General features: G+C 65.9%; 22 protein-coding genes. 10 read left to right on the forward strand and 12 right to left on the reverse strand.

Annotated features, from left to right (window positions below; all coding sequences use genetic code 11):
• Nucleotides 1–140 precede the first annotated feature (140 nt).
• Complete coding sequence (locus R6258_RS10885; protein ID WP_318450424.1) at nt 141–1,067, reverse strand: lysine exporter LysO family protein; 927 nt, start codon at nt 1,065–1,067, stop codon at nt 141–143.
• Nucleotides 1,068–1,183: 116 nt separating this feature from the next.
• Nucleotides 1,184–1,900 carry a hypothetical protein gene (locus R6258_RS10890; protein ID WP_318450115.1) on the reverse strand — a complete coding sequence of 239 codons (717 nt, stop codon included), beginning with the start codon at nt 1,898–1,900 and terminating at the stop codon, nt 1,184–1,186.
• A 240-nt stretch (nt 1,901–2,140) separates the two neighbouring features.
• Between R6258_RS10890 and R6258_RS10895 the strand changes: the two genes are divergently transcribed.
• A complete protein-coding gene (locus tag R6258_RS10895; protein ID WP_318450117.1) occupies nt 2,141–2,701 on the forward strand; it encodes a DJ-1/PfpI family protein in 561 nt (186 codons plus the stop codon).
• A 29-nt stretch (nt 2,702–2,730) separates the two neighbouring features.
• On the opposite strand, the gene R6258_RS10900 is transcribed toward R6258_RS10895, so the two are convergent.
• From R6258_RS10900 to R6258_RS10915, 4 genes are all read right to left on the reverse strand, one after another.
• The gene (locus R6258_RS10900; RefSeq protein ID WP_318450119.1) at nt 2,731–3,492 is read right to left on the reverse strand and encodes an ABC transporter permease; all 762 of its coding nucleotides are present in this window, start codon (nt 3,490–3,492) and stop codon (nt 2,731–2,733) included.
• Nucleotides 3,489–4,475 carry an ABC transporter ATP-binding protein gene (locus R6258_RS10905; RefSeq protein ID WP_318450121.1) on the reverse strand — a complete coding sequence of 329 codons (987 nt, stop codon included), beginning with the start codon at nt 4,473–4,475 and terminating at the stop codon, nt 3,489–3,491. Before R6258_RS10905 ends, R6258_RS10900 begins: the two co-directional genes overlap by 4 nt.
• A 112-nt stretch (nt 4,476–4,587) precedes the next feature.
• Complete coding sequence (locus tag R6258_RS10910; protein ID WP_318450123.1) at nt 4,588–5,532, reverse strand: glyoxylate/hydroxypyruvate reductase A; 945 nt, start codon at nt 5,530–5,532, stop codon at nt 4,588–4,590.
• Nucleotides 5,533–5,601: 69 nt separating this feature from the next.
• On the reverse strand, nt 5,602–7,008 hold the full coding sequence (locus tag R6258_RS10915; protein WP_318450125.1) for a PLP-dependent aminotransferase family protein: 1,407 nt from the start codon (nt 7,006–7,008) through the stop codon (nt 5,602–5,604).
• A 202-nt stretch (nt 7,009–7,210) separates the two neighbouring features.
• Between R6258_RS10915 and doeA the strand changes: the two genes are divergently transcribed.
• From doeA to R6258_RS10960, 9 genes are all read left to right on the forward strand, one after another.
• Nucleotides 7,211–8,410, forward strand: coding sequence for an ectoine hydrolase DoeA (gene doeA / locus R6258_RS10920; RefSeq protein ID WP_318450127.1), 1,200 nt, complete (start codon nt 7,211–7,213; stop codon nt 8,408–8,410).
• Nucleotides 8,411–8,423: 13 nt separating this feature from the next.
• Nucleotides 8,424–9,470, forward strand: a complete 1,047-nt coding sequence (gene doeB, locus R6258_RS10925; protein WP_318450129.1) for a N(2)-acetyl-L-2,4-diaminobutanoate deacetylase DoeB — start codon at nt 8,424–8,426, stop codon at nt 9,468–9,470.
• A gap of 50 nt (nt 9,471–9,520) precedes the next feature.
• Nucleotides 9,521–9,997: an Lrp/AsnC family transcriptional regulator gene (locus tag R6258_RS10930; protein ID WP_318450131.1), complete on the forward strand. Its 477-nt coding sequence runs from the start codon at nt 9,521–9,523 to the stop codon at nt 9,995–9,997.
• Nucleotides 9,998–10,057: 60 nt separating this feature from the next.
• A complete protein-coding gene (locus R6258_RS10935) occupies nt 10,058–10,834 on the forward strand; it encodes a formate dehydrogenase accessory sulfurtransferase FdhD (RefSeq protein WP_318450133.1) in 777 nt (258 codons plus the stop codon).
• Nucleotides 10,835–11,111: 277 nt separating this feature from the next.
• Entirely contained in the window at nt 11,112–12,581 is a 1,470-nt protein-coding gene (locus R6258_RS10940; protein ID WP_318450134.1) for an NAD-dependent succinate-semialdehyde dehydrogenase, read from the forward strand.
• Nucleotides 12,582–12,701: 120 nt separating this feature from the next.
• Entirely contained in the window at nt 12,702–14,108 is a 1,407-nt protein-coding gene (locus R6258_RS10945; protein WP_318450136.1) for an aminotransferase, read from the forward strand.
• 265 nt (nt 14,109–14,373) lie between these two features.
• A complete protein-coding gene (eutB, locus tag R6258_RS10950) occupies nt 14,374–15,375 on the forward strand; it encodes a hydroxyectoine utilization dehydratase EutB (RefSeq protein ID WP_318450137.1) in 1,002 nt (333 codons plus the stop codon).
• Between the two features lie 60 nt (nt 15,376–15,435).
• A complete protein-coding gene (locus tag R6258_RS10955; RefSeq protein ID WP_318450139.1) occupies nt 15,436–16,434 on the forward strand; it encodes a cyclodeaminase in 999 nt (332 codons plus the stop codon).
• Nucleotides 16,435–16,497: 63 nt separating this feature from the next.
• Nucleotides 16,498–17,058 (forward strand): cupin, encoded by a 561-nt coding sequence (locus R6258_RS10960; RefSeq protein ID WP_318450141.1) that lies wholly within the window; start codon nt 16,498–16,500, stop codon nt 17,056–17,058.
• Nucleotides 17,059–17,083: 25 nt separating this feature from the next.
• Here R6258_RS10960 and argC read toward each other — a convergent pair whose 3' ends face one another.
• The 6 genes from argC to R6258_RS10990 form a co-directional block, all read right to left on the reverse strand.
• On the reverse strand, nt 17,084–18,034 hold the full coding sequence (argC, locus tag R6258_RS10965) for an N-acetyl-gamma-glutamyl-phosphate reductase (protein WP_318450143.1): 951 nt from the start codon (nt 18,032–18,034) through the stop codon (nt 17,084–17,086).
• 151 nt (nt 18,035–18,185) lie between these two features.
• The gene (locus R6258_RS10970) at nt 18,186–19,220 is read right to left on the reverse strand and encodes a trans-3-hydroxy-L-proline dehydratase (RefSeq protein ID WP_318450145.1); all 1,035 of its coding nucleotides are present in this window, start codon (nt 19,218–19,220) and stop codon (nt 18,186–18,188) included.
• Between the two features lie 54 nt (nt 19,221–19,274).
• Nucleotides 19,275–19,988: an ABC transporter ATP-binding protein gene (locus R6258_RS10975; RefSeq protein ID WP_412176374.1), complete on the reverse strand. Its 714-nt coding sequence runs from the start codon at nt 19,986–19,988 to the stop codon at nt 19,275–19,277.
• A gap of 53 nt (nt 19,989–20,041) precedes the next feature.
• Nucleotides 20,042–20,818: an ABC transporter ATP-binding protein gene (locus tag R6258_RS10980; RefSeq protein ID WP_318450149.1), complete on the reverse strand. Its 777-nt coding sequence runs from the start codon at nt 20,816–20,818 to the stop codon at nt 20,042–20,044.
• Between the two features lie 9 nt (nt 20,819–20,827).
• Nucleotides 20,828–21,826 carry an ABC transporter permease subunit gene (locus R6258_RS10985; RefSeq protein ID WP_318450151.1) on the reverse strand — a complete coding sequence of 333 codons (999 nt, stop codon included), beginning with the start codon at nt 21,824–21,826 and terminating at the stop codon, nt 20,828–20,830.
• A 1-nt stretch (nt 21,827) separates the two neighbouring features.
• Complete coding sequence (locus R6258_RS10990) at nt 21,828–22,742, reverse strand: branched-chain amino acid ABC transporter permease (protein WP_318450153.1); 915 nt, start codon at nt 22,740–22,742, stop codon at nt 21,828–21,830.
• Nucleotides 22,743–22,796: the final 54 nt, after the last annotated feature.

Consider the following 22,796-nt stretch of genomic DNA (forward strand, 5'->3'; position numbering starts at 1 on the left):
TCGCGCGATGCGCCATGGTGAGCTCGTGTCGGATCGGTGAGAGCGTATCATCGCCGCGCGCAAGGCAGGCAGTCGTCAAGAAATGTGCAAGCCCGGTGCAAACTGACCGGGCCACAATACGATTGTGACAGCCTGCTGGGTTACAGCGACAGGAAGAACAGCGTCAGCGGCGGCGACAGCAGCGACAGGATGAAGCCGCTGACCACGGCGATCGGCACACAGGCGACCCCACCGTGCTGCTGGATCACCGGCAGCGTGAAATCCATCGACGTCGCCCCGCCGAAGCCGATGGCCATCGGCGCCCAGCGCCGGATCACCAGCGGGATCAGCAGAAAGGCGATCAGCTCGCGGGCCAGGTCGTTGAAGAACGCCACCCCGCCGAGTACCGGCCCCAGCCGGTCACCGACCAGAATGCCCGACAGCGAATACCAGCCGAACCCCGAGGCCAGCGCCAGCCCCTCGTTCCAGGGCAGTGCCAGCAGCGGCGCGGCGAGCAGCCCGGCGGCGAGCGAGCTGACGGCGACCGTGACGGCGATCGCCAGGCCGTGACGATTGAGCAAGATCTGCTTGAGCGGCATGCCGGAGTTGCGTAGCTGGCAGCCGATCAGCGCGAGCAGCGCGTAGAGCACCCACTCGGCGAGCCGTTCGGCGAGCGCCGGTGCCGTCGTCCAGCCCAGCCGGTCGCAGGCGATGCCCGCGACGATGCCGAGCGCCACCACGCCGGCCAGCATCAGCGACCCGCGCATCGCGGCGAGCTTGCTGGTCGGGGCGTCCTTGACCACCGGCGAAGTGCCGGCGCGCAGCCGGCTGCGGCGCGACAGCACGTACAGCGCGAGCAGGTTGATCGGTGCGATCACCGCGAGCAGCGTCGCTGCCTGGCCGCCCATGCGGCCGAGCTGGCCGGCAAGGTCGTCGAGCCCGGTCAGGCTCACGCCCATCAGCGCCAGGATCACATAGATCGAGCCGTTGACGCCGTGGTTGATCGCCGCCTGCAGCCCGGCATGGCGCACCGGCACCAGATAGCCGAGGATCAGCGGTAGCAGGATGATCAGCAGCCCCGAAACCATGCCCATTTCCTTGTCGGTTGGCACGCGGCTCGCTTGGCCGCGCAATCAAGCCGGCTAGCTTACCAGAGCCGTCGGTGGGCAGGGGCGTGGCAGCGGTGACAATCGCTGATGCCCCATCAGCGCGGCTGATCGTCTGCGATGGAAACGCGTGCCAGGCTCAAATGGCTACGCCGCTCGCCATCGCGGCGGTAGCTCATGCCCAGCAGCAGCCCCGGCACGTCGCGGTGGAAGATCAGCGTCAGGCGCCGCTCGGGCTTGTCAGGCGACCAGGCCTCGAGGGTGACGGCGGGGAAGCGGCCCGCCGGCGTGGCGTGACGATCGAGCTCGAGCACCCGATAGTCGAGGGTCTTCTCCTCGCCTTGGTGATCGCGATAGCGAATCGTGCAGGGCGTGGCGGCCTTGCCGCGGCACTCGGCAGCGGGCGCCCGGCGTGCCAGACTGAACAAGGCCGTCTGGCGATCGGGCAGCCTGGCGAGCTGGTCGGCGTCGAGGCGGAATTGCTCGCCGAAGCCCATCAGGCGATAGCGGCTGGTATAGAGCAGTGCCTCGACACCGTCGTCGACCATCCGAAAACGGCTGGTTTCGCGAGCGCTGGCGATCGAAATCTCGGCCTGCATGCGGCTCTGCCAATGCTCGCCCTGGCGGGACAGACGATGATCGATGGTCATGTCCGGCCAGCCATCGAGTGTCAGCCGGTAACGCGCCTCGAACGCCACCGGCTTGGCCAGCCCGGCCGCTGTGGCGAATGGCGCCAGGCTCATCCAGACCACGATCAGCAGGCCCTGCCACGGGGCGATCGGTGGGCAGTGACGATGGCGCTTCGAGTCGGGCATGGGAATCCTTTTTCAGGTGATCGACCGGTAAGCACCGAAGAGAGACACGAGGGATGTGACCGACGAACGCGGCGTTGCGTTCCGCAGGCCGCGCATGCCTTCGTGCGCACTCGCCCCGGAGTCACTATCTTCATAAACGCAACAGAAGACTTACCGAGGGGCAGTGGCGGCTTGACGTCGCGCATCGCCGCAGCGGCCTTGCCCCAACCACCATGACAGGCAAGACAGGAGAGCGCAGCCATGGCCAGGATTCTGCTGATCGCCGGTGATTTCGTCGAGGACTACGAGATCATGGTGCCGTTCCAGGCCCTGCAGGCGATGGGCCACCGCGTCGATGCCATCTGCCCCGAGAAGCGCGAGGGCGACAGCATCAAGACCGCGATTCACGATTTCGAGGGTGACCAGACCTACAGCGAGAAACCCGGCCATCACTTCACCCTCAACGCGACGTTCGGCGAGACCGACCCCGCCGACTACGATGCGCTGGTGGTGCCCGGCGGCCGGGCGCCGGAATACCTGCGTCTCAACGAGCGGGTGCTCGAACTGGTGCGCCACTTCATGGAGGCCGACAAGCCGGTGGCGGCGATCTGCCATGGCGCGCAGATCCTGGCCGCCGCGGTGTCGCTGGAAGGACGCAAGGTCTCGGCCTATCCCGCCTGCGCGCCGGAAGTGCGCCTCGCCGGGGGTAACTTCGCCGATATCGCCGTCGATCAGGCGGTGACTTGCGGCAAGCTGGTCACCGCACCGGCCTGGCCGGCGCATCCCGAATGGCTAAGGCAGTTCAACGAACTGCTGAGCTGAGTTGGGATGACGGCGGCCAGCGGGAAGGCTCAGGGGCGGATGCGATAGCCGGTCCGGAAGATCCACGCCACAATGGCCAGGCACAGCCCCAGGAACAGCAGGATCATGCCCAGGCTGGCCGCCAGGCTGACGTCGTTGATGCCGAAGAAGCTCCAGCGAAAGCCGCTGACCAGATAGACCACCGGATTGGCCAGGGTCAGCGTCTGCCAGATAGAGGGCAGCATGTCGATGGAGTAGAAGGTGCCGCCAAGGAAAGTCAGCGGCGTGATCACCAGCAGCGGTACCAGCTGCAGCTTCTCGAAATTGTCCGCCCAGATGCCGATGATGAAACCCAGCAGGCTGAAGGTCATCGCGGTCAGCACCAGAAACAGCAGCATCCATATCGGATGCTGAATCTGCAGCGGCACGAACAGGCTGGCCGTGGCCAGGATCAGCAGCCCCAGAATGACCGACTTGGTGGCCGCGGCCCCGACGTAGCCGAGCACGATCTCGAAGTGCGAGATGGGTGCCGAGAGCAGCTCGTAGATAGTCCCCGAAAACTTGGGAAAGAAGATCGCGAACGAGGCGTTGGACACGCTCTGGGTCAGCAGCATCAGCATGATCAGTCCGGGCACGATGAACGCACCGTAGCTGACGCCCTGGATCTCGCTGATGCGCGAGCCGATCGCGCCACCGAAGACCACGAAGTACAGCGATGTCGACAGCACCGGCGAGACGATGCTCTGCAGCAGCGTGCGTCGTGCGCGGGCCATCTCGAAGCGATAGATGGCGCGGACCGCGGTGAGGTTCATTGGCGCTCCTTGACCAGGTTGACGAAGATATCTTCCAGCGAGCTCTGCCGGGTTTGCAGGTCCTTGACCTCGATGCCCGCCGCGTTGACCGCGTTGAGCAAGCCGGTGATACCGGTCTGTTCCTGCTGGGAGTCATAGCTGTAGGTCAGCTCGAAGCCGTCGTCGGCGAGTTCCAGCGGATAGTCGGCGAGCGCGGGCGGAATCGCCGCGAGAGGCTGCTGGAGTTGCAGGGTCATCTGCTTGCGGCCCAGTTGGCGCATCAGTTCGCGCTTCTCGCGCACCAGGATGATCTCGCCCTTGTTGATCACGCCGATGCGATCGGCCATCTCCTCGGCTTCCTCGATATAGTGGGTGGTGAGGATGATGGTCACGCCGGCCTCGCGCAGGCGTCGCACCACGTTCCACATGTCGCGGCGCAGTTCGACGTCGACCCCCGCGGTGGGCTCGTCGAGGAACAGGATCTGCGGCTCGTGGGACAGCGCCTTGGCGATCAGTACCCGGCGCTTCATGCCCCCGGACAGCGTGATCAGCTTGTTGTCGCGCTTGTCCCACAGCGCCAGGTCCTTGAGCACGCGCTCGACATGCGCCGGGTCGGCGGGCTTGCCGAACAGGCCGCGGCTGAAGCTGACCGTGTTCCAGACGCTCTCGAAGGCGTCCGACGTCAGCTCCTGGGGCACCAGGCCGATGCGTTCGCGTGCCGCGCGATAGTCGCGGACGATGTCGTGGCCGTCGGCCAGCACGGTGCCGCCGCTGGGGTTGACCAGCCCGCAGATGATGCTGATCAGGGTGGTCTTGCCGGCGCCGTTGGGGCCGAGCAGGGCGAAGATCTCGCCGCGGCGGATCTCCAGGTCGATCGGCTTCAGCGCCTGGTAGCCGGAGGCGTAGGTCTTGGTCAGGTTGCGAACGCTGACGATCGCCGGCGCGACGTCGCTCGGGGCGGACGTCGCGCGCGATTGCTGCGTCACGGTTAGGCTGTCGTTCATGATGGCGTGTTCCGGGCGGACTTGCTGGGGCGTTGACGGTGCAAGCACCTTAGCATATCGGCGGCCTCTCCCGGGCCGCGCGAAGCCAACTCAATGGCGCATTAGTGGAGCATCAATAGCCGGCGCCGGGATCGATGGTCTCGACGTCCTCGCCGTTGTCGAGCGCCGTGATCAGCGCGGCGACCTGGTCGGCGGCGTCACGCACCGGGGTCGGCGCGGCCATGTGCGGGGTGATGCGCACCCGCGGATGGCTCCACAGCGGGTTGTCGCGGGGCAGCGGTTCCTCGCTGAAGGCGTCGAGCACGGCGCCACGCAGCCGGCCTTCCTTGTCGCCGGGGCCGAGCGCGGCGAGCAATGCCTCCTCGTCGATCAGCGTGCCGCGACCGGGATTGATAAGACTGGCGCCGTCGGTCATCCGCGCCAGCGTGCGGGCATTGACGATGCCGCGCGTGCTCGCGGTATCCGGCAGCAGCGTGACGAGGGTACGCACCGTGCCGAGCAACTCATCCAGACCCTCGTCGCCGTGATGGCAGATGACGCCGCCGAGGCTCTTCGGCGAACGGCTCCAGCCATGCACCGGGAAGCCGTCCTCGGCCAGGGCCTGGGCGACATGCGCGCCGATGGCGCCCAGGCCGAGCACCCCGACCGGCCAGTCGGCCTTGTCGGCGAGCGGCGATTCGTGCCACACGGCGTGCCTCTGCTGGGCGAAGTAACGGTCGAAGTCGCGCTGAAAATACAGCACGCCGAAGCGCACGTAATCGGCCATCAGCGGGGCCATGCCGGCGTCGCGCAGCTTGACGATCGGCACGTCGCGCGGCAGCCCGGGGTTTTTGAGCAGCGCATCGACGCCGGCGCCGAGATTGACGATGCCCTTGAGCCGGGTCTGGCCCTGGAGCAGTTCGGTGGGCGGCTTCCATACCGCCAGATAGTCCGCCTGGAAATCCTCCGCTTGGCGATCGCCGGCCTCCTCGCTGGTGATCACCTCGGCGTGGGGCAGACGTTGGGCCAGTGCGTCGCGCCAGGTGGTGGCGTCGTCGTTATGCACTAGTATGCGCATCGGCTCTCCTTCCTGTGAGCGGTTATCACTTCTATGGATTGCCGCTTCCGTGAGAGGGGGTGCGGCGAGTCAGTAGACCATTCCCAGCATGGGTGGCGGTGCCTCGTTGAGCAAGCGGGCGACCAGTTCGAGGCCTCGATCGAGGCGCTCGATATCGGGTTCGGCGCCGAGGCTCAGGCGCACGCGTCGCGGGGGCGGGGTCTGTTCGACCATGAACGGCTGCGAGGCGGTCAGCGCGAGGCCCTCCTGCTCGGCCTGTTGGCGCAGCTCCTCGGCGCGCCACGCGGCGGGTAGCGTCACCCAGACGTGCAGGCTCGAGGGTCGCGCGGCAAGCTCGTGGCCATGCATGCGACGCGCGGCCAGCCGCTGGCGTTCGGCGAGCAGCCCGCGCTGCTGGGCGGCCAGCGACTCGACGCTGCCGTCGGCCAGCCAGCGGTCGGCGATCTCGAAGATCAGCGGCGTGGCCATCCAACTGGTCGCGCGCAGACGCGGCAGGGCATGGTGGAGCTGGCCACGCGGCACCGTCAGATAGCCGGCGCGCAGCCCCGGCACGGTGACCTTGGTCAGGCTGGTGACATGAAAGCTCTGGCTGGGCAGTCGGGCGGCCAGCGGGCTCAAACCCGGCGCCTCGAGCAGGGCGTGCACGTCGTCCTCGATCAGCCACACGCCGTGACGCTCGAGTACCGCGGCCACGGCGTCGCGGCGCGCCTCGCCCATGGTCGCTCCGGTGGGATTGAGCTGGGTCGGCGTGAGGCACACGGCGCTTGGCCGAAAGCGTCGGCAGGCGGCATCCAGTGCCTCGAGGACGATGCCTTCGGTGTCGATCGCCACGCCGCGCAACTGAAAGCCCAGGGTGCGTGACAGGGCGATCAGGCCGTGATCGCTGAGCGCTTCGGTGAGCACCACGTCGCCGTGCTGGACCACCGTGGTGATCGCCACCATCAGGCCATGGGCGGCACCGTTGCAGAGAATGCGCTCCTCGGTGTCGCCGGGTACGCCGAGCCGCTCGCGCAGCCACTGGCCGGCCCGTTCGCGCTGATACACCAGCCCGGCGATCGGCCGGCAGGCCGAAATCACCTCGGGCGAGGCCTGCTCGGCGAGTTCGGCGAGCGTCTCGCGAAAGCGCAGGTGATGGGTCGGCGGGCATACCGGGTGAGCGATCGACAGGTCGATCAGCGCCGCTTCGGGGCGTGCCTCGCCGGTGCGCAGATATTCCGTCTCGCGCTTGTCGTCGAGCGTATTGATCCAGGTGCCGCTCCCGACCCGGGCCTGGACCAGGCCCATCTTGTCAGCCTGGGCATAGGCCCGCGATACCGTCTGTACGCTGACGCCCAATGCTTCGGCGAGCTGGCGGTGCGGCGGCAGGCGCGTGCCCGGGGTCAACTCGCCATGGCGGATCGCCTCGGACAGCGCCCGGGCGATGGCCAGGTACTTGGGACCCTGCGAAGACAGGTAAGGCGTCAGGTCAATTGTCATGATTCAATAAAGCCTTTGACGGCTGGCTCAGCCTTGGTGCTAGTATCGGCGGTGGGACATTGGCAGGTAATTGTCATGCTTTCAATTAGCCCAAGTCATGACAATTTCGGTGTCGGCTTGTTACCAAGCGTCCAGGCAAGCGGCTCGGCCTCCCGTATGACGGTGAGGTCCGAATTTGGCGATTCGTGTTGGGACGAGGTCCATGATCCAGGTGACCCTGCCGTTCACGCGTGAGGAATATGCTCAGCGTCTGTGGAAAGTACGTAGCTCGATGGCCAGCCGGGGCATCGATGTCTTAATCATCAGCGATCCCTCCAACATGGCCTGGCTGACCGGCTATGACGGCTGGTCGTTCTATGTGCACCAATGCGTGCTGCTCGGCCTGGAAGGCGAGCCGGTATGGTACGGCCGACGCCAGGACAGCAACGGTGCGCTGCGCACCTGCTGGCTGAACCCCGACAACATCACCTACTACCCGGATTACTACGTCCAGAATCCGGACATGCACCCCATGGAATACCTGGCCCAGTCGGTCATGCCCGAGCGTGGCTGGGACCGTGGCGTGGTGGGCATGGAGATGGACAACTACTACTTCTCGGCGAAGGCCTACCAGAGCCTGGTCAAGGAGTTGCCCCACGCGCGCTTCGAGGATGCCAACGCCCTGGTCAACTGGTGCCGGGCGATCAAGTCGCCGCAGGAGATCGAATACATGCGGGTCGCCGCGCGTATCGTCGAATGCATGCATTCGCGGATTCTCGAGGTGATCGAGCCCGGCCTGGCCAAGAGCAAGTTGGTCTCGGAGATCTACCGCGTGGGCACCGAGGGCTGGACCGACGGCCAGGGCACGGTGTTCGGTGGCGACTACCCGGCGATCGTGCCGCTGTTGCCGACCGGCTCCGACGCCGCCGCGCCTCACCTGACCTGGGACGACACGCCGTTTCGCAAGGGCGAGGGCACCTTCTTCGAGATCGCCGGCTGCTACAAGCGCTACCACGCACCGCTGTCGCGCACGGTGTTCCTGGGCACGCCGCCCAAGGAGTTCGTGCGCGGCGAGTCGGCGCTGCTCGAGGGCATCGAGAACGGCCTGGCGGTCGCCAAGCCCGGCAATCGCTGTGCCGACATCGCCATGGCGCTGGGCGCGGCGATGGACAAGTACGGCTTCGACCGCGGCGGTGCGCGCTGCGGCTATCCGATCGGCATCAGCTATCCGCCGGACTGGGGCGAGCGCACCATGAGCCTGCGCCCCTCCGACGAGACGATCCTCGAGCCGGGCATGACCTTCCATTTCATGCCTGGCATGTGGATGGACGATTGGGGGCTCGAGATCACCGAGAGTATCCTGATAACCGAAAACGGCGCCGAGCCGCTGGCCAACTTCCCGCGTCAGCTGTTCGTCAAATAATGGAGGGAGCCCTATGAGCCAAACCCCCAGTCAAATGCGGCCCAGCCGGGTGCGGCCCAGCCCCATCTCAGCGACCGTCGACTTCGATGCCGACGGCGTCCAGCACGGTTTTCTCAAGCTGCCGATCTCCACCGATGAATCGGCCTGGGGCGCGGTGATGATTCCGATCACCGTGGTCAAGAACGGCGAGGGTCCCAGCGCGCTGTTGACCGGCGGCAATCACGGTGACGAGTACGAGGGCATCACGGGGCTGCTCAAACTCGCCAACTCGCTCGAGGCCGACGACGTGCACGGCCGGGTGATCATCGTGCCGATGATGAACGTGCCCGCCGCACAGGTCGGCCGGCGCACCTCGCCGATGGACGGCGGCAATCTCAATCGCAGCTTTCCCGGCGACCCCGACGGCAGCGTCACCGAGCAGATCGCCGATTACTTCACCCGCTACCTGGTGCCGCTGGTCGACGTGGTGCTCGATTTGCATTCCGGTGGACGCACGCTCGACATCATCCCGTTCGGCGCCTCGCATCAGCTCGACGACAAGGCACTTCAGCGCCAGGCCGTGGAGGGCGCCAAGGCGTTCGGCGCGCCCACCGCGATGCTGATGTTCGAGCTCGACGCCGCCAAGCTGTTCGACACCGCGGTGGAGAGCCAGGGCAAGGTGTTCGTCGCCACCGAACTTGGCGGCGGCGGCTCCACCAACCCGGAGCGCATGGCGATCGCCGAGCGCGGGATACGCAACTTCCTGATCCATTACGGCCTGATCGATGGCGAGCTGGAGTTGCCTGAAGAGCCGCAGGTCTTCGTCGACATGCCCGATGCCTCCTGTTACGTGCAGAGCGAACATACAGGCTTGCTCGAACTGACCCTGGCGCTCAACGACACGGTTCGCGAGGGCGAGGTGATCGCGCGGATCTACGACATGACCCGCACCGGCGCCGCACCGGTCGAGTACCGCGCCAAGCGTAGCGGCGTGCTGGTGGCGCGACGCTTCCCGTCTCTGGTCAACATGGGCGACACCATCGCGGTGATCGCCGAGGTGGTCGACTCCCGCGACGCCTGAGCCGCCCCAACGTTCGCCGGCGCCGCCGGCGTCATCGACAACGGATCCGCATGAAGCTCGATCGCTACGACCTCAAGATCCTGGAAATCCTCGCCAAGGATGGGCGTATCACCAAGTCGCGGCTGGCCGAGGCGATCAACCTGTCGGTCAGCCCGTGCTGGGAGCGGGTGCGCCGCCTGGAAGCGGCCGGGGTCATCGAGGGCTATTCGGCACGCATCAACCCGCGGGCGATCGTAAAGCGCAATCCGGTCTGGATGCAGATCGAGCTCAAGGCGCACAACGCCGAGAGCTTCCAGTGCTTCGAGAACGCCATGCGTGACGAGCCCCTCGTCACCGAATGCGTGGCGGTGGGCGGCGGCGTCGACTATCTGGTCAAGGTCGAGGCATCCTCCATCGATGCCTATCAGCGGCTGATCGATGACTGGCTGACCTCGGAGCTGGGCATCGAGCGCTACTTCACCTACATCGTCACCAAGACCGTCAAACACCAGGCACCGCCGATGACGCTCGACGAGGGCGCCCCATGAGCCCATCCTAGGAGAGCGTTTACAAAATAGCGTGCTCTCTCGTCGACCGGATCGTCCTGCATGCCACCGTCCCAGCCCACCCAAGCCCGCCCGCCCGCCGACGGCTACGACGATCAGCGCGGTCGGCCGTTGCGCGACTTCGGCGACCCCGCCGAGCAACCGGTCACTTTGACGCTCAACGACACCGCCATGGTCACACTGCTGGCGACCCCCGAGTCGCTCGAGCCGCTGGCGCTGGGCCACGCCTTCACCGCCGGCTGGATCGAGCGCGCCGCCCAGGTCGAGTCGATCGAGCTGTCGCGCCTGCGCCACGGCCTGAGCGTGCGCCTGTCGGTCGCGCCGCGCATCGCCGAACGTGCGGCTCGGCTGCAACGCGGCGGACCTTCGGTATCCAGCTGCGGCGCCTGCGGGGTGGCCGAGGAAGCGCAGCTGATGTTCGGCCTGACCCGCTTGCCGGCGCACCCACCGCTGGCGGCGCAGGCGCTGCAACGGGGGCTCGAGGCGCTCAGCCAGGGCGGACGCGCCGGGCTGCATACCGCGCTGGGCCTGGACGCCCACGGCGAGGTGCGCTTTAGCGGCGTGGATATCGGTCGTCACAATGCGCTGGACCGGGTGATCGGCGCGGGGCTCGAGGCCCGCGCCATGCCCGACGCGATCCTGCTGTCCAGCCGCTGCAGTCTGGAGCTGGTGCAGAAGAGCGTGCGCGCGGGCATCACGACGCTGGCGACCCTGGCGTTGCCCTCGGCGTTGTCGGTGGAAGTCGCCCGCGCCTGTGAACTCAATCTGATCTGCTGCCATCGCGGCCGCCGGCTGGAACTGCTCAGCGGCGGCGAGTGAGCGGGGCGTCATCGCCCGATTCGACATCCGCTTTCGCCGCTCCCGCTCGTTCCCATTCCGAATGCAACGGCGCACGCACGCCACTCGTCACCGGCCAGCTACAGCACTAATGGCGCTGTCCGAAAAAAACCGCGTCGACGCCGCGATTTCCAGAAAAATCCCGCCTCGCCGCTGCGGCGAACAGAAACACTCCTGGTGCCGAATCCTCTAGTCTGGCAGGCAGACGGGTAGCGATACCCGGCCATGTCTTTTGAGGTTCGTTTCAGGGAGGCTGACCATGAAGCTCAGCGATCTGCGGTTATTCCGCCAGTACGCCTACATCGACGGTAAGTGGACCCACGGCGATGCGGGGCGCGAAGAGGCCGTGATCAATCCGGCCACCGGCGAGACGCTGGGCCACATTCCGCTGCTCGAGGCCGAGCAGATCCGGGGTGCCGTCGACGCCGCCGACCGGGCCTTCGTGCATTGGCGCGCGCTGCGCGTCGACGAGCGCTGCGACCGGCTGCTCGGCTGGTACGAGCTGATGCAGGCTCATCGCGAGGACCTGGCGACGCTGATGACCCTCGAGCAGGGCAAGCCGTTGCCCGACGCCCGCGGCGAGGTCGAGTACGGCGCCAGCTTCGTGCGCTGGTTCGCCGAGGAGAGCAAGCGCACCTTCGGCCAGACGATTCCCAGCCACATCCCCAATTCGGCGCTGGGCACCATCAAGGAGCCGGTCGGCGTTGCCGCGCTGATCACGCCGTGGAACTTCCCGCTGGCGATGATCACCCGCAAGGCCGGCGCGGCATTGGCCGCCGGCTGTCCGGTGGTGGTCAAGCCGGCCGGCGAGACGCCGTTCACCGCGCTGGCGCTGGCCGAGCTCGCCGAGCGCGCGGGCATCCCCGCCGGGGTGTTCAACGTGGTGCTGGGCGACGCGCCGACGGTCTCCGAAGTGCTGTGCAAGGACACCCGGGTCATGGCGCTGTCGTTCACCGGCTCCACCCCGGTCGGGCGGTTGCTGCTCGAGCAGTCGGCGAGCACCGTCAAGCGCGTGTCGCTGGAGCTCGGCGGCAATGCGCCGTTCATCGTCGGCCCCGACGTCGACCCCAAGGAGGCCGCGCTGGCGGCGGTGGCGGCGAAGTTCCAGACCGCCGGGCAGGACTGCCTGGCCGCCAATCGTATCCTGGTCCACGAGGACGTCCACGATGCCTTCGTCGAGCATTTCGCCGAACGCATGAAGGCGCTGACCGTGGGCAACGGACTGGACAGCGAGATCGATCTCGGCCCGCTGATCCACGAACGCGCGGTGGAGAAGGCCACCTCGATCGTCGATGACGCCCTGTCGCGCGGCGCGACGCTGGTGCATGGCGATCAATCGCAGGCGCCGGGGCGCAACTTCTTCATGCCCACGCTGCTCACCGAGGTGACCGCGGAGATGCAGATCTGGCGCGAGGAGAACTTCTCGCCGGTGGCCGGCATCACCCGCTATCGCAGCGACGACGAGGTGATCGAGATGGCCAACGACACCGAATACGGGCTGTCGGCCTACCTGTTCACCTACGACGTGCGGCGCATCTGGAAGATCATGCGCGCCTTGAAGAACGGCATGGTCGCGGTCAACACCGTCAAGATGACCGGACCGCCGATCCCGTTCGGCGGGGTCAAGCAATCCGGCCTGGGCCGCGAGGGCGGCACCGCGGGGATCGAGGAATTCCTCGAGACCAAATATTACTGCATCGGCGGGTTGGGCACGCTATCCGGCAGTTGATCGAAACAGGCCACGCCTTGCCAGCGTGGCCCGGCCAGCGTGGCCCGGTCTGGCCATCGCTCGCAGAACTTCTGCGGCTGACGTTTTAACTACTTGAAAATTGAAATTTAGGAGCGTGCCGTGAGCACTCATCAGGATCTGATCGATCGCGACCGCAAGGTCACCTTCCATGCTTCGACGCACCTGCGCGACTTCGCGCATGGCGACGCCCCGGGGCGCGTGATCACCGGTGGCAAGGGCATCTCGATCGTCGACAAGCAGGGCCGCGAGATGATCGACGGCTTCGCCGGACTGTACTGCGTCAACATCGGCTACGGGCGTACCGAGATGGCCGAGGCGATCTACAAGCAGGCCCTCGAACTGTCCTATTACCATACCTACGTGGGCACCTCGAACGAGCCGTTGATCGAGCTTTCGGAGCAGATCCTCAAGCTAGCCGGCATGGGCATGTCCAAGGTCTACTACGGCATGTCGGGTTCTGATGCCAACGAGACCCAGCTCAAGCTGGTGCGCTACTACAACAACGTGCTCGGCCGCACCGAGAAGAAGAAGGTCATCGCGCGCAGCCGCGGCTATCACGGCTCGGGCATCGCCTCGGGCTCGCTGACCGGGTTGCCGACTTTCCACAACCATTTCGACCTGCCGATCGACGGCATCCTGCACACCGAGGCGCCGTACTATTACCGGCGCAGCGACGCCCAGGCGGGGATGAGCGAGCGTGAATTCGCCAAGGACTGCGCGGCCAGACTCGAAGCGATGATCCTCAGCGAGGGGCCGGACACCGTCGCCGCCTTCATCGGCGAGCCGGTGCTGGGTACCGGCGGCATCGTCGCTCCGCCGGAAGGCTACTGGGAGGAGATCCAGCAGGTCCTGGCCAAGTACGACGTGCTGCTGATCGCCGATGAAGTGGTTACCGGCTTCGGCCGCATCGGCACCGATTTCGGCAGCCATTACTTCGGCATGCGTCCGGACCTGATCACCGTCGCCAAGGGCCTGACCAGCGCCTACCAGCCGCTGTCCGGGGTAATCGTCGGCGACAAGGTCTGGCGGGTCCTCGAGCAGGGCACCGGCGAGTTCGGCCCGATCGGCCACGGCTGGACCTATTCCGGCCATCCGCTGGGCGCTGCCGCCGGCCTTGCGAACCTGGCAATCATCGAGCGCGAGGGGCTGACCCAGAACGCCGCCGAGACCGGCGCCTATCTGCAGCACCAGATGCAGGCGACCTTCGCCGGGCATCCGCTGGTCGGCGACGTGCGCGGCATCGGCCTGCTGGCGGCGCTCGAGTTCTCGCCCGACAAGGCGAACCGCGCGCACTTCGCACCGTCGCTCAAGGTCGGGCCGCGGGTCAGCGCCGCGGCGGTCGACGAGAACCTGATCGCCCGGGCCATGCCGCATGGCGACATCCTCGGCTTCGCGCCGCCGCTGGTGATCACCCGCGACGAGGTCGACGAGGTCATCGCCCGCGCCAAGCGCGCAGTGGACAGGGTCACCGATGAGCTCGTCAAGTCGGGAGACCTCAAGGTTTGAACTGACTGCACTCGCGTTCAAACCTCTAAGCTGATCAACGTATTGATAGCGCCGCAACTCGCTTGCGGCGTTATTGTTTATGAGTAGTGAGGGTGTTTACGAAACAGACGAGCGAAGGCAAGTCAAGGAAAAATCAGCCGAAATAGCGGAGTTTACATGGTGCTAAATGAGCATGTTGACCGGGCTCGCGAACGAGGATGATTTTAACGCCGCATTGGCGAGCGCAGTCCTTTTGTAAATGCCCTCAGATATTGCGAGGTAAACCATGACCCAACCCAGCCACGGCGTGACGCTGGCCTCGATCTACCGGGCGCGGGCCAATCTCATCGGCCAGGTCGTGCGCACGCCGTTGATTCGCTCGCAGGCGCTGTCGCGGCGTTTCGAGGCCGAGGTGTTCCTCAAGCTGGAGAATCATCAGCCGAGCGGCGCCTTCAAGCTGCGCGGCGCGACCCACATGATCCGTACGCTGATGCAGGAACGCGGCCCGGATGCCCTGGCCCGCGGCGTGACCACGGCGTCGACCGGCAATCACGGGCGTGCGGTAGCGCTGGCGGCAGCGAATCTCGGCGTGCCGGCGGTGATCTGCCTGTCGAGGCTGGTGCCCGACAACAAGGCGCGGGCCATCGAGGCACTGGGCGCCGAGGTGCGGCGCGTCGGCAACAGCCAGGACGAGGCGTTCGGCGAGGTCGCGCGGCTGGTCGACGAGCAGGGCATGACCCTGGTCCCGCCGTTCGACGACCCGCTGATCGCCAGCGGCCAGGGCACCATCGGCATCGAGCTGCTCGAGGATCAGCCCGATCTCGACCAAGTCCTCGTCGGGCTCTCCGGCGGCGGGCTGCTGGGCGGCATCGGCGCCGCAATCAAGGCGATTCGCCCCGCAACCCGGGTCACCGGGGTCAGTCTCGCCCAGGGCGATGCCATGTGGCAGAGCCTGCAAGCCGGCCGGCCGACGGAGGTCGAGGAGGTCGAGAGCCTGGGCGATTCGCTGGGCGGCGGCATCGGGCTCGACAACCGCTGTACCTTCGCGCTGGTGGGCGAGGTAATGGACGATCATTACCAGGTCAGCGAAGCGGCCATCGCCCGCGCCATGGTCACCCTGCTGGAAGACGAGAAGATGCTCGTCGAGGGCGCCGCGGCGGTGGGTCTGGCGGCACTGGACGAACATGCCATCGATATTCGCGGTCAGCGCGTGGCGCTGGTCGTATCGGGCAACGGCGTGGCGCTGGAGACTTTCGATCGCGCCCGGGCGCTTGCCAAAACCGATTAACCTTGCTGCGCTTGGGGAAACGCCGCACGAAATGCTACCCAAAGACTGAGGATCACCGCCATGCAGCTCTACCAACGCGACATCATCGAGGCGGCGGTCACCATCGACGCGGCCGCCCTGGAAGCGGTGGAAAACGCCTTCGCGGCGCTCGGCCGCGGCGACGTCGTGCAGCCGCCGATCCTTTCCATGGCAATCGAGGAATCCAACGGTGAGGTGGACGTCAAGACCGCGCATATCCGCGGCGGCGAGCGCTTCGCTATCAAGGTCAGTCCGGGATTCTTCGACAACCCCAAGATCGGCCTGCCGAGCCTCAATGGCCTGATGATGGTGTTTTCCGCCAAGACCGGGTTGGTCGACGCGGTGCTGTTCGACGAGGGCTATCTGACCGCGGTACGCACCGCGCTGGCCGGGGCCCTCGCCAGCAAGCACCTGTCTCGCGAGGACAGCCGGCGAGTGACGGTGCTCGGCGCCGGCGAGCAGGCCGAGCTTCAGGTGCGCGCGCTGCAACTGGTCCGCGACATCGACACCGTCGACGTCTGGGCGCGCAGCCGCGAGTCGGCCGAAGCCTATGCCGAGCGCGTGCGCAGCCTGGGGTTCTCCGTCAACGTTCACGACGATGTCCGCTCCGCCTGCGAGCAGGCCGACATCATCGTCACCGCGACGCCGGCCCGCGAGCCGATCCTGACCGCCCAGGACCTGCCCGAGGGCGTACATGTCACCGCCATGGGCTCTGACAGCCCCGACAAGCGCGAGCTCGACGAGGAAGTGATGATCCGCGCCGATGCCTTCGTCTGCGATACCCGCGCCCAGAGCGAGACCAACGGCGAACTCAAGGCGTTTGCTCGTCGGAACGCAAGCGCCTCGGCCAGTTCAGGGAGCGGTTCGGCCGGCTTCGGGGCCGATGGAAAGCCACCGTTCAAGGTCTACGAGCTGGGCAAGGTGATCGCCGAAGGCCAGCGCCTGCGCGTCTCGGACGCCAGCATCACCGTCTGCGACCTGACCGGCACCGGAGTGCAGGACACCGCGATCGCCAGCTTCGCGCTCGGCCGGTTGAGCTAACTTTAACCGAGCAGCTGCGCCGAACTCGATTCATCGCTCGGTCCATGAAACAGGGAGGTTTCGATGCGCCATTCAGCCAAGCCGCCGTTCGCGGCCACGCCGACCGCGCAGGCCGGCGGCGACAGCCATGTCCCCATGCCCGAGACGCTGCATTTCGAGGCGCGGGGCGGTTTTCCCAACTCGCCGTTGCCGGTACTGATCTATCGCCAGCTGCTCGCCGGCCCGGGCGTTGAACTGGCCACGGCCTTCGAGACGCTGTTCGAGCGTCACCGCTGGCCGCCGCAGTGGCGCTACGGACTCTACGATTTCGACCACTTTCACTCCACCGCCCACGAGGCGCTGGGTGTGTTCAGCGGCTATGCGCGGGTTCGCCTGGGTGGGCCGCAGGGCGATGAGCTCGATATCGCTGCGGGCGACGCGCTGATCCTGCCGGCGGGCACCGGGCATGCGTGCCTTGAATCCAGCGACGATTTCGAGATGGTCGGCGCCTATCCGCCGGGGCAGGTCTGGGAAGTGGAGCGCGGCGACCCCGCCGAGCTGGCCGCCGCCCAGGCCCGGGTCGCGCGGGTGGAACTACCCGCCGACGATCCGGTGGGCGGCGAGCTGCTGAAATTGTGGCGCTGAGCCCGTGTGAGCATGCACCGCCCGCTTAGCGCACCGCGAGACCGGTGGCTTCGTCGAGCCCTAGGTGGATGTTCATGCTCTGGACCGCGGCGCCGGCGGCGCCCTTGCCGAGATTGTCGAGCCGGGCTACGAGGGCGAGTTGCTCCTCGCCGCCATAGACGAACAGGTCGACGCGGTTAGTGTCGTTGGCGCCCTGAACGTCGAAGAAGCCGTGATCGAGGCTCGCTTCGTCGGCCAGCGGCATGACGTTGACGAAGCGCTCGCCGGCATAGTGCTCGAGATACGCCTGGTGAATCGCCGCGCCGCTGGCGCCCGGTGCCAGCCGGCTGACGTGCAGCGGCACGGTCACCGCCAGGCCCTTGAGAAACGGCCCGACCACCGGATTGAACACCGGCGAAAGTGCGAGCCCGCCGTGCACGTGCATTTCCGGCAGGTGCTTGTGGGTCATGTTCATGGCGTAGGGGCGCGGGGCGCTCAGGCGGCCCGCCTCGGCGGCCTGGTATTCCTGAATCAGCGTCTTGCCGCCGCCGCTGTAGCCGGTCAGCGAGAACGCCGATAGGGGGTAGTCGGCGGGCAGCAGGCCGGCATCGACCAAGGGGCGCACCAGCATGACGAAGGCGCTGGCATGGCAGCCGGGGTTGGCGATGCGCTTGCTTTGGCGGATTCGCTCGCGCTGACCGGGGGCCAGTTCCGGCAGGCCGTAGGTCCAGCCCTCGGCGGTACGAAACGCCGTACTGGCATCGATCAGGCAGGTGTCGGGATTGTCCAGCAGCGCGACCGCTTCGCGCGAGGCGGCATCGGGCAGGCACAGAAAAGCCACGTCGGCGGCGTTGAGCAGGCGAGCACGCTCGACGCTGTCCTTGCGCTTGGCGGAGTCGATGCGCAGCAACTCGATATCGTCGCGGGCCTCTAGATAGTCGAGCAGGCGCAGGCCGGTCGTGCCTTCCTGACCGTCTACGTATACCTTAAATGACATGGGAAGTTCGTTGCCTCATTGAGCGGGTCCGTGCATGCCGACAGCGCCTGTCAGCGTATTCCTCCATTGTGCGGCGATGCGAACGCGCTGTCATGTTCGGGCTTCGATCGGCCGTACGAGCCGCTGGCATCCCGATCGACGCAGACAGCGTTTACCGGCCAATGCGCGGCCAGGTATCGGCGATACGGTAGCCGTCGGGCCACGGATCACGAGGATCCAGAGTGTGCTGATGGGTACCGGTGATAAACGCGCGCCCGCGGATCAGCGGCGTCACTGCTGCCTTGTCGCCAACGCGAGTGGTGCCGTCGAGCCGACAGACAAAGCGTGAATCGATGATCGATTCGCCGATGAAGGTCTCGCCCAACCCGAGCTTGCCCTGGGCGTGCAGCAGCGCCATGCGCGCCGAACAGCCGGTCCCGGTGGGAGAGCGATCGAGCTTGCCCGGCTGAATCGCCACCGTATTGCGCCCGAGCCAGGCATCGCCCTCCCGCGTCAGCGGTGCGGCAATCTGGCAGAACGAAACGTGCCGCCAGTCGGGATTGGCGGGATGATGGAAGCCGAACTGCTCGTTGGTCGCATTGGTGATGCGGATGCCGGCCTCGACCAGTTCCCGCGCTTCGTCCGGCACCAGCCTGAAGCCGAGATCGGCGGCATCGACAATCACGAAACTGTCGCCGCCGAACGCCGTATCGACGCGCAGCGTGCCGAGCCCTTCGACCTCGAGCTGCAGGTCCTGCCGGTCGACGAACGCCGGCAGGTTGCGCACGGTAACGTCCAGCACCCGGCCGTTCTCGCAACGCGCCATGACCTCGATCACCCCGCCCGGCGCTTCCAGCACCAGCTGCGTCTCCGGTTCCTGCATCGGCAGAATGCCGGTCTCGAGCAGCACGGTCGCGACACACAGGCTGTTGGAACCGGACATCGGTGGCGTGTCCTCCGGCTCCATGATGATCCAGCCCATCTGCGCGCGCGGGTCTTTCGGCGGCACCAGCAGATTCACATGACGAAAGACGCCACCTCGCGGCTCGTTGAGCATGAAGTGGCGCAGCGTCTCGTCGCGGGCGATCCAGCGCGACTGCTCCCACAGCGTCTCGCCGGGCGGCGGAGCCACCCCGCCAACGATGACGTCACCTACCTCGCCCTCGGCATGGCAACTGACGCTATGAATCACACGAGTGGTCTGCATACGCTTCTCCGACGCTCCAGAGCGGGCCGACGTTCCCGGTCCACCGGCGTTTCGTCACTTGCCCATGCCCAGATAGGCCTTCACGATCGATTCGTCTTCCCGGAGCTTGGCGGCCTCGCCCTGCATCCGGATCTCGCCGTTTTCGATCACGTAGGCATAGTGCGCCAGACGTAGCGCCAGCCGCGCATTCTGTTCGACCAGCAGGATGGTGGTTCCCGCCTCATTGAGGCGCTTGATGATGCGCATGATGTCGGTGACGAGCTTCGGCGCCAGCCCCATCGAGGGCTCATCCAGCAGCATGACGCTGGGGCCGTGCATCAAGGCGCGCCCCATCGCCAGCATCTGCTGCTGGCCGCCGGAGAGCAGCGAGCCGTCCTGATGACGGCGTTCGTGCAGGATCGGAAACAGCTCGTAGACCTCGTCGAGCCGCTGGCGACGCAGCGCATTGTCCTTGACCGTGAACGCGCCCAGCTCCAGGTTCTCCTTGACCGTCAGGCCGCGCAGGATGTGGCGGCCTTCCGGTACGTGAACCACCCCGCGGCGGGCGATTTCGTGGGCGGCCAGCTTGGCGATCGATGCGCCCTCGAGCTGGACGTCGCCACGCTGTGCCCGTACCAGTCCAGACACGGTCTTCAGCGTGGTCGACTTGCCGGCACCGTTGCTGCCCAGCAGGGTGACGATTTCTCCCTCGTGGACGTCCAGCGTCACGCCTCGCAGGGCTTGAATCTTGCCGTAGAAAGCCTCGACGTCGCGAATGCTCAGGCGCACCTTGCCAGGCCGCGTGGCGCTGGCCGGCGTATCGGTTTGAGTGATGGTTTCCGTCACAGCGCCAGCTCCTCGTCGTCCTGGCCGAGATAGGCCTCGATCACCTTGGGGTCGTTCTGCACCGTTTGCGGATCGCCCTCGGTAATCAGGCTGCCGTGGTCGAGCACGCTGATATGCTCGGAGACATTCATCACCAGGCCCATGTCGTGTTCGATCAGCAGTACGGCCACGCCGCGTTCGTCACGGATGCGCCGGATCAGCTCGATCAGCGCCTGCTTCTCGCCGCTGTTGAGACCCGCCGCCGGCTCGTCGAGCAGCAACAGCTTGGGTTCGGTGGCCAGAGCGCGGGCGATCTCGACACGTCGCTGATGGCCGTAGGCGAGATTGGTCGCCAGCCGATCCTGATGGCCCGTCAGGCCAACGAAATCGAGGCACTCGAGGCTGGTCTCGAGAATCCGGCGCTCCTCAGCGCGCTGGCTCGGCAGCCGCAGGATGGCCGCCAGCGCACCGGCTCGGCTGCGACAGTGCTGTCCCGCCATGACGTTCTCGAGCACCGACATTTCGCGAAAGAGCCGCACGTTCTGGAATGTCCGCGCGATACCCAGGCGCGTCACGGCATGTGGCTTGCGCTTGACGATGGGCTCGCCATCGAGCGTGATCTCGCCCTGCTGAGGGCGATAGAAGCCGGTGATCACGTTGAACATCGATGTCTTGCCGGCGCCATTGGGGCCGATCAGGCTGTGGATCCGACCCGCGTCGACGCCGAAATTGACATCATGGAGTACGGTGTTGCCGGCGAAGCTCAGCGACACCTGTTTCAGTTGCAGCAGCATCGCTTCCCCCTAGGAACGCTTCTCGGGCCAGATACCGCTCGGCCGGAACAGCATGATCAACAGCAACAGCACCGCGAATATCAGCAGTCGCAAGGTGCCAAAATCACGCAGCAATTCGGGACCAAGCACCACGATGAAGGCGCCGAGAATGACACCGGGTATCTTGCCCATGCCGCCAAGCACCACCGCCAGCAGAATCAGCACCGACTGCTGGAAGCTGAAACTCTCCGGCGAGATGGCACCCAGATTGACCGAGAAGAAGATGCCCCCGATCGCCCCGAAGATGGCGCCGATGACATAGGCCGCCAGCTTGGTCGTGACGCGATTGATCCCCATCGCCTCGGCAGCGTCCTCGTCGTGGCGAACGTAGAGCCATGCTCGCCCCAGGCGGGAATCGAACAGCCGCTGGCTGGCGATGTAGGCCAGTACCGCCAACACCGCGAAGACATAGTAGAAGTCGATCGAGCTGTCGATATGCCAACCGAACAGCGATGGCTCCGGAATCTGTGAAAGGCCGCTGGCGCCGCCGGTGATCTCCAGATTGCGTGCGGAAAACCGCACGATCTCGCCGAAGCCCAGCGTCACGATGGCCAGGTAGTCGCTGCGCAGGCGTAACGTCGGCCCGCCGATAATGACGCCGGCGAGTGCTGCGGCCATCAGCGCGAAGGGAATCGCCGCCCAGAAATTGACGCCGAACTGCTGGGTCAGAATGCCCGCGGTATAGGCGCCGACGGCAAAGAAAGCGGCGTAGCCGAGATCGAGCAGCCCGGCATAGCCGACCACGATATTCAGTCCCAGACAGAGCACGACGTAGAGCAATGCGTTAGTCAGGATCACCGTGGTGTACTGACTCGAGATCCACGGCATGACGATGAGAGCGGCAATGATGACGGCATGCAGTGCACGCCGTCGTCCCGGCGACTCGAAGGCCACGTAGAGGCGTTGAAACGGATTGCGCGGCTGCGGCTCGTCGGCATCCGAGGTCGTGGATAGCGAATGTTTGTCCATGTCACATTCTCTCCACTTCGGATTTGCCCAGCAGGCCGGTGGGCTTGAACACCAGCACCAGGATCAGAATCGAGAAGGTGAAGACGTCTTTCCATTCGCTGCCGATAAAGGGAATGTGCGTCCCGAAGGATTCCAGCAAGCCCAGGATCAGGCCGCCGAGCATCGCCCCGGTGATGCTGCCGATCCCGCCGATCACTGCGGCAGTGAAGGCCTTGAGTCCGATCAAGAAGCCCATGAAGTACCAGATGCTGCCGTAGTACGCGCCCGCCATGGTGCCGGCGGCAGCCGCGAGGCCCGAACCGATGAAGAACGTCACCGCGATGACGGCGGAGACGTTGATCCCCATCATTCGGCACATGTCCTTATCGATGGAGACCGCACGCATGGCACGTCCATACAACGTCTTGGAGACGAACAGCTCTAGCGCGATCATCAATACCGCGGCGGTCGCGACCAGCACGATCTGGTTGTAGGAGAGAAACAGGTTCCCCAGGTTAAAGCCGCCGAACCCGAGCTCGGTGCGAAACGCGGTGTACTGGCCGCCGGTCAGTGCCAGGGCCGCGTTCTGCAGCACCAGCGAAACGGCCAGTGCGGTAATCAGAATCGACAGCCTCGGCGCGCCAAGCATGGGGTGATAGGCCACTCGTTCGATCAGCACGCCGAGGCATCCGACCGCCAGCATTGCCAGCAGCATGGCGACGAAGATACCGAGCCAGCCGGCGCCGAGAAATCCAGAAACCAGCGACAGTCCACCGAAGCCGACGAAGGCACCGGTCATGTAGAGATCGCCATGGGCGAAGTTGAGCAGTTTGATGACTCCGAACACCATGGTGTAACCGAGCGCCACCAGGGCATAGAAAGAGCCCAGCACCAGCCCGTCAACGAGCTGCTGTAGAAAAGAATCGTACCAGGTCATGAGCGTGCATCTCTGGACAGCGGAAAGGGCGGACGAACGCGTTGCACTACGTCA

Source organism: Halomonas sp. HP20-15, assembly GCF_033446685.1.
Taxonomy (GTDB): Bacteria; Pseudomonadota; Gammaproteobacteria; order Pseudomonadales; family Halomonadaceae; genus Modicisalibacter.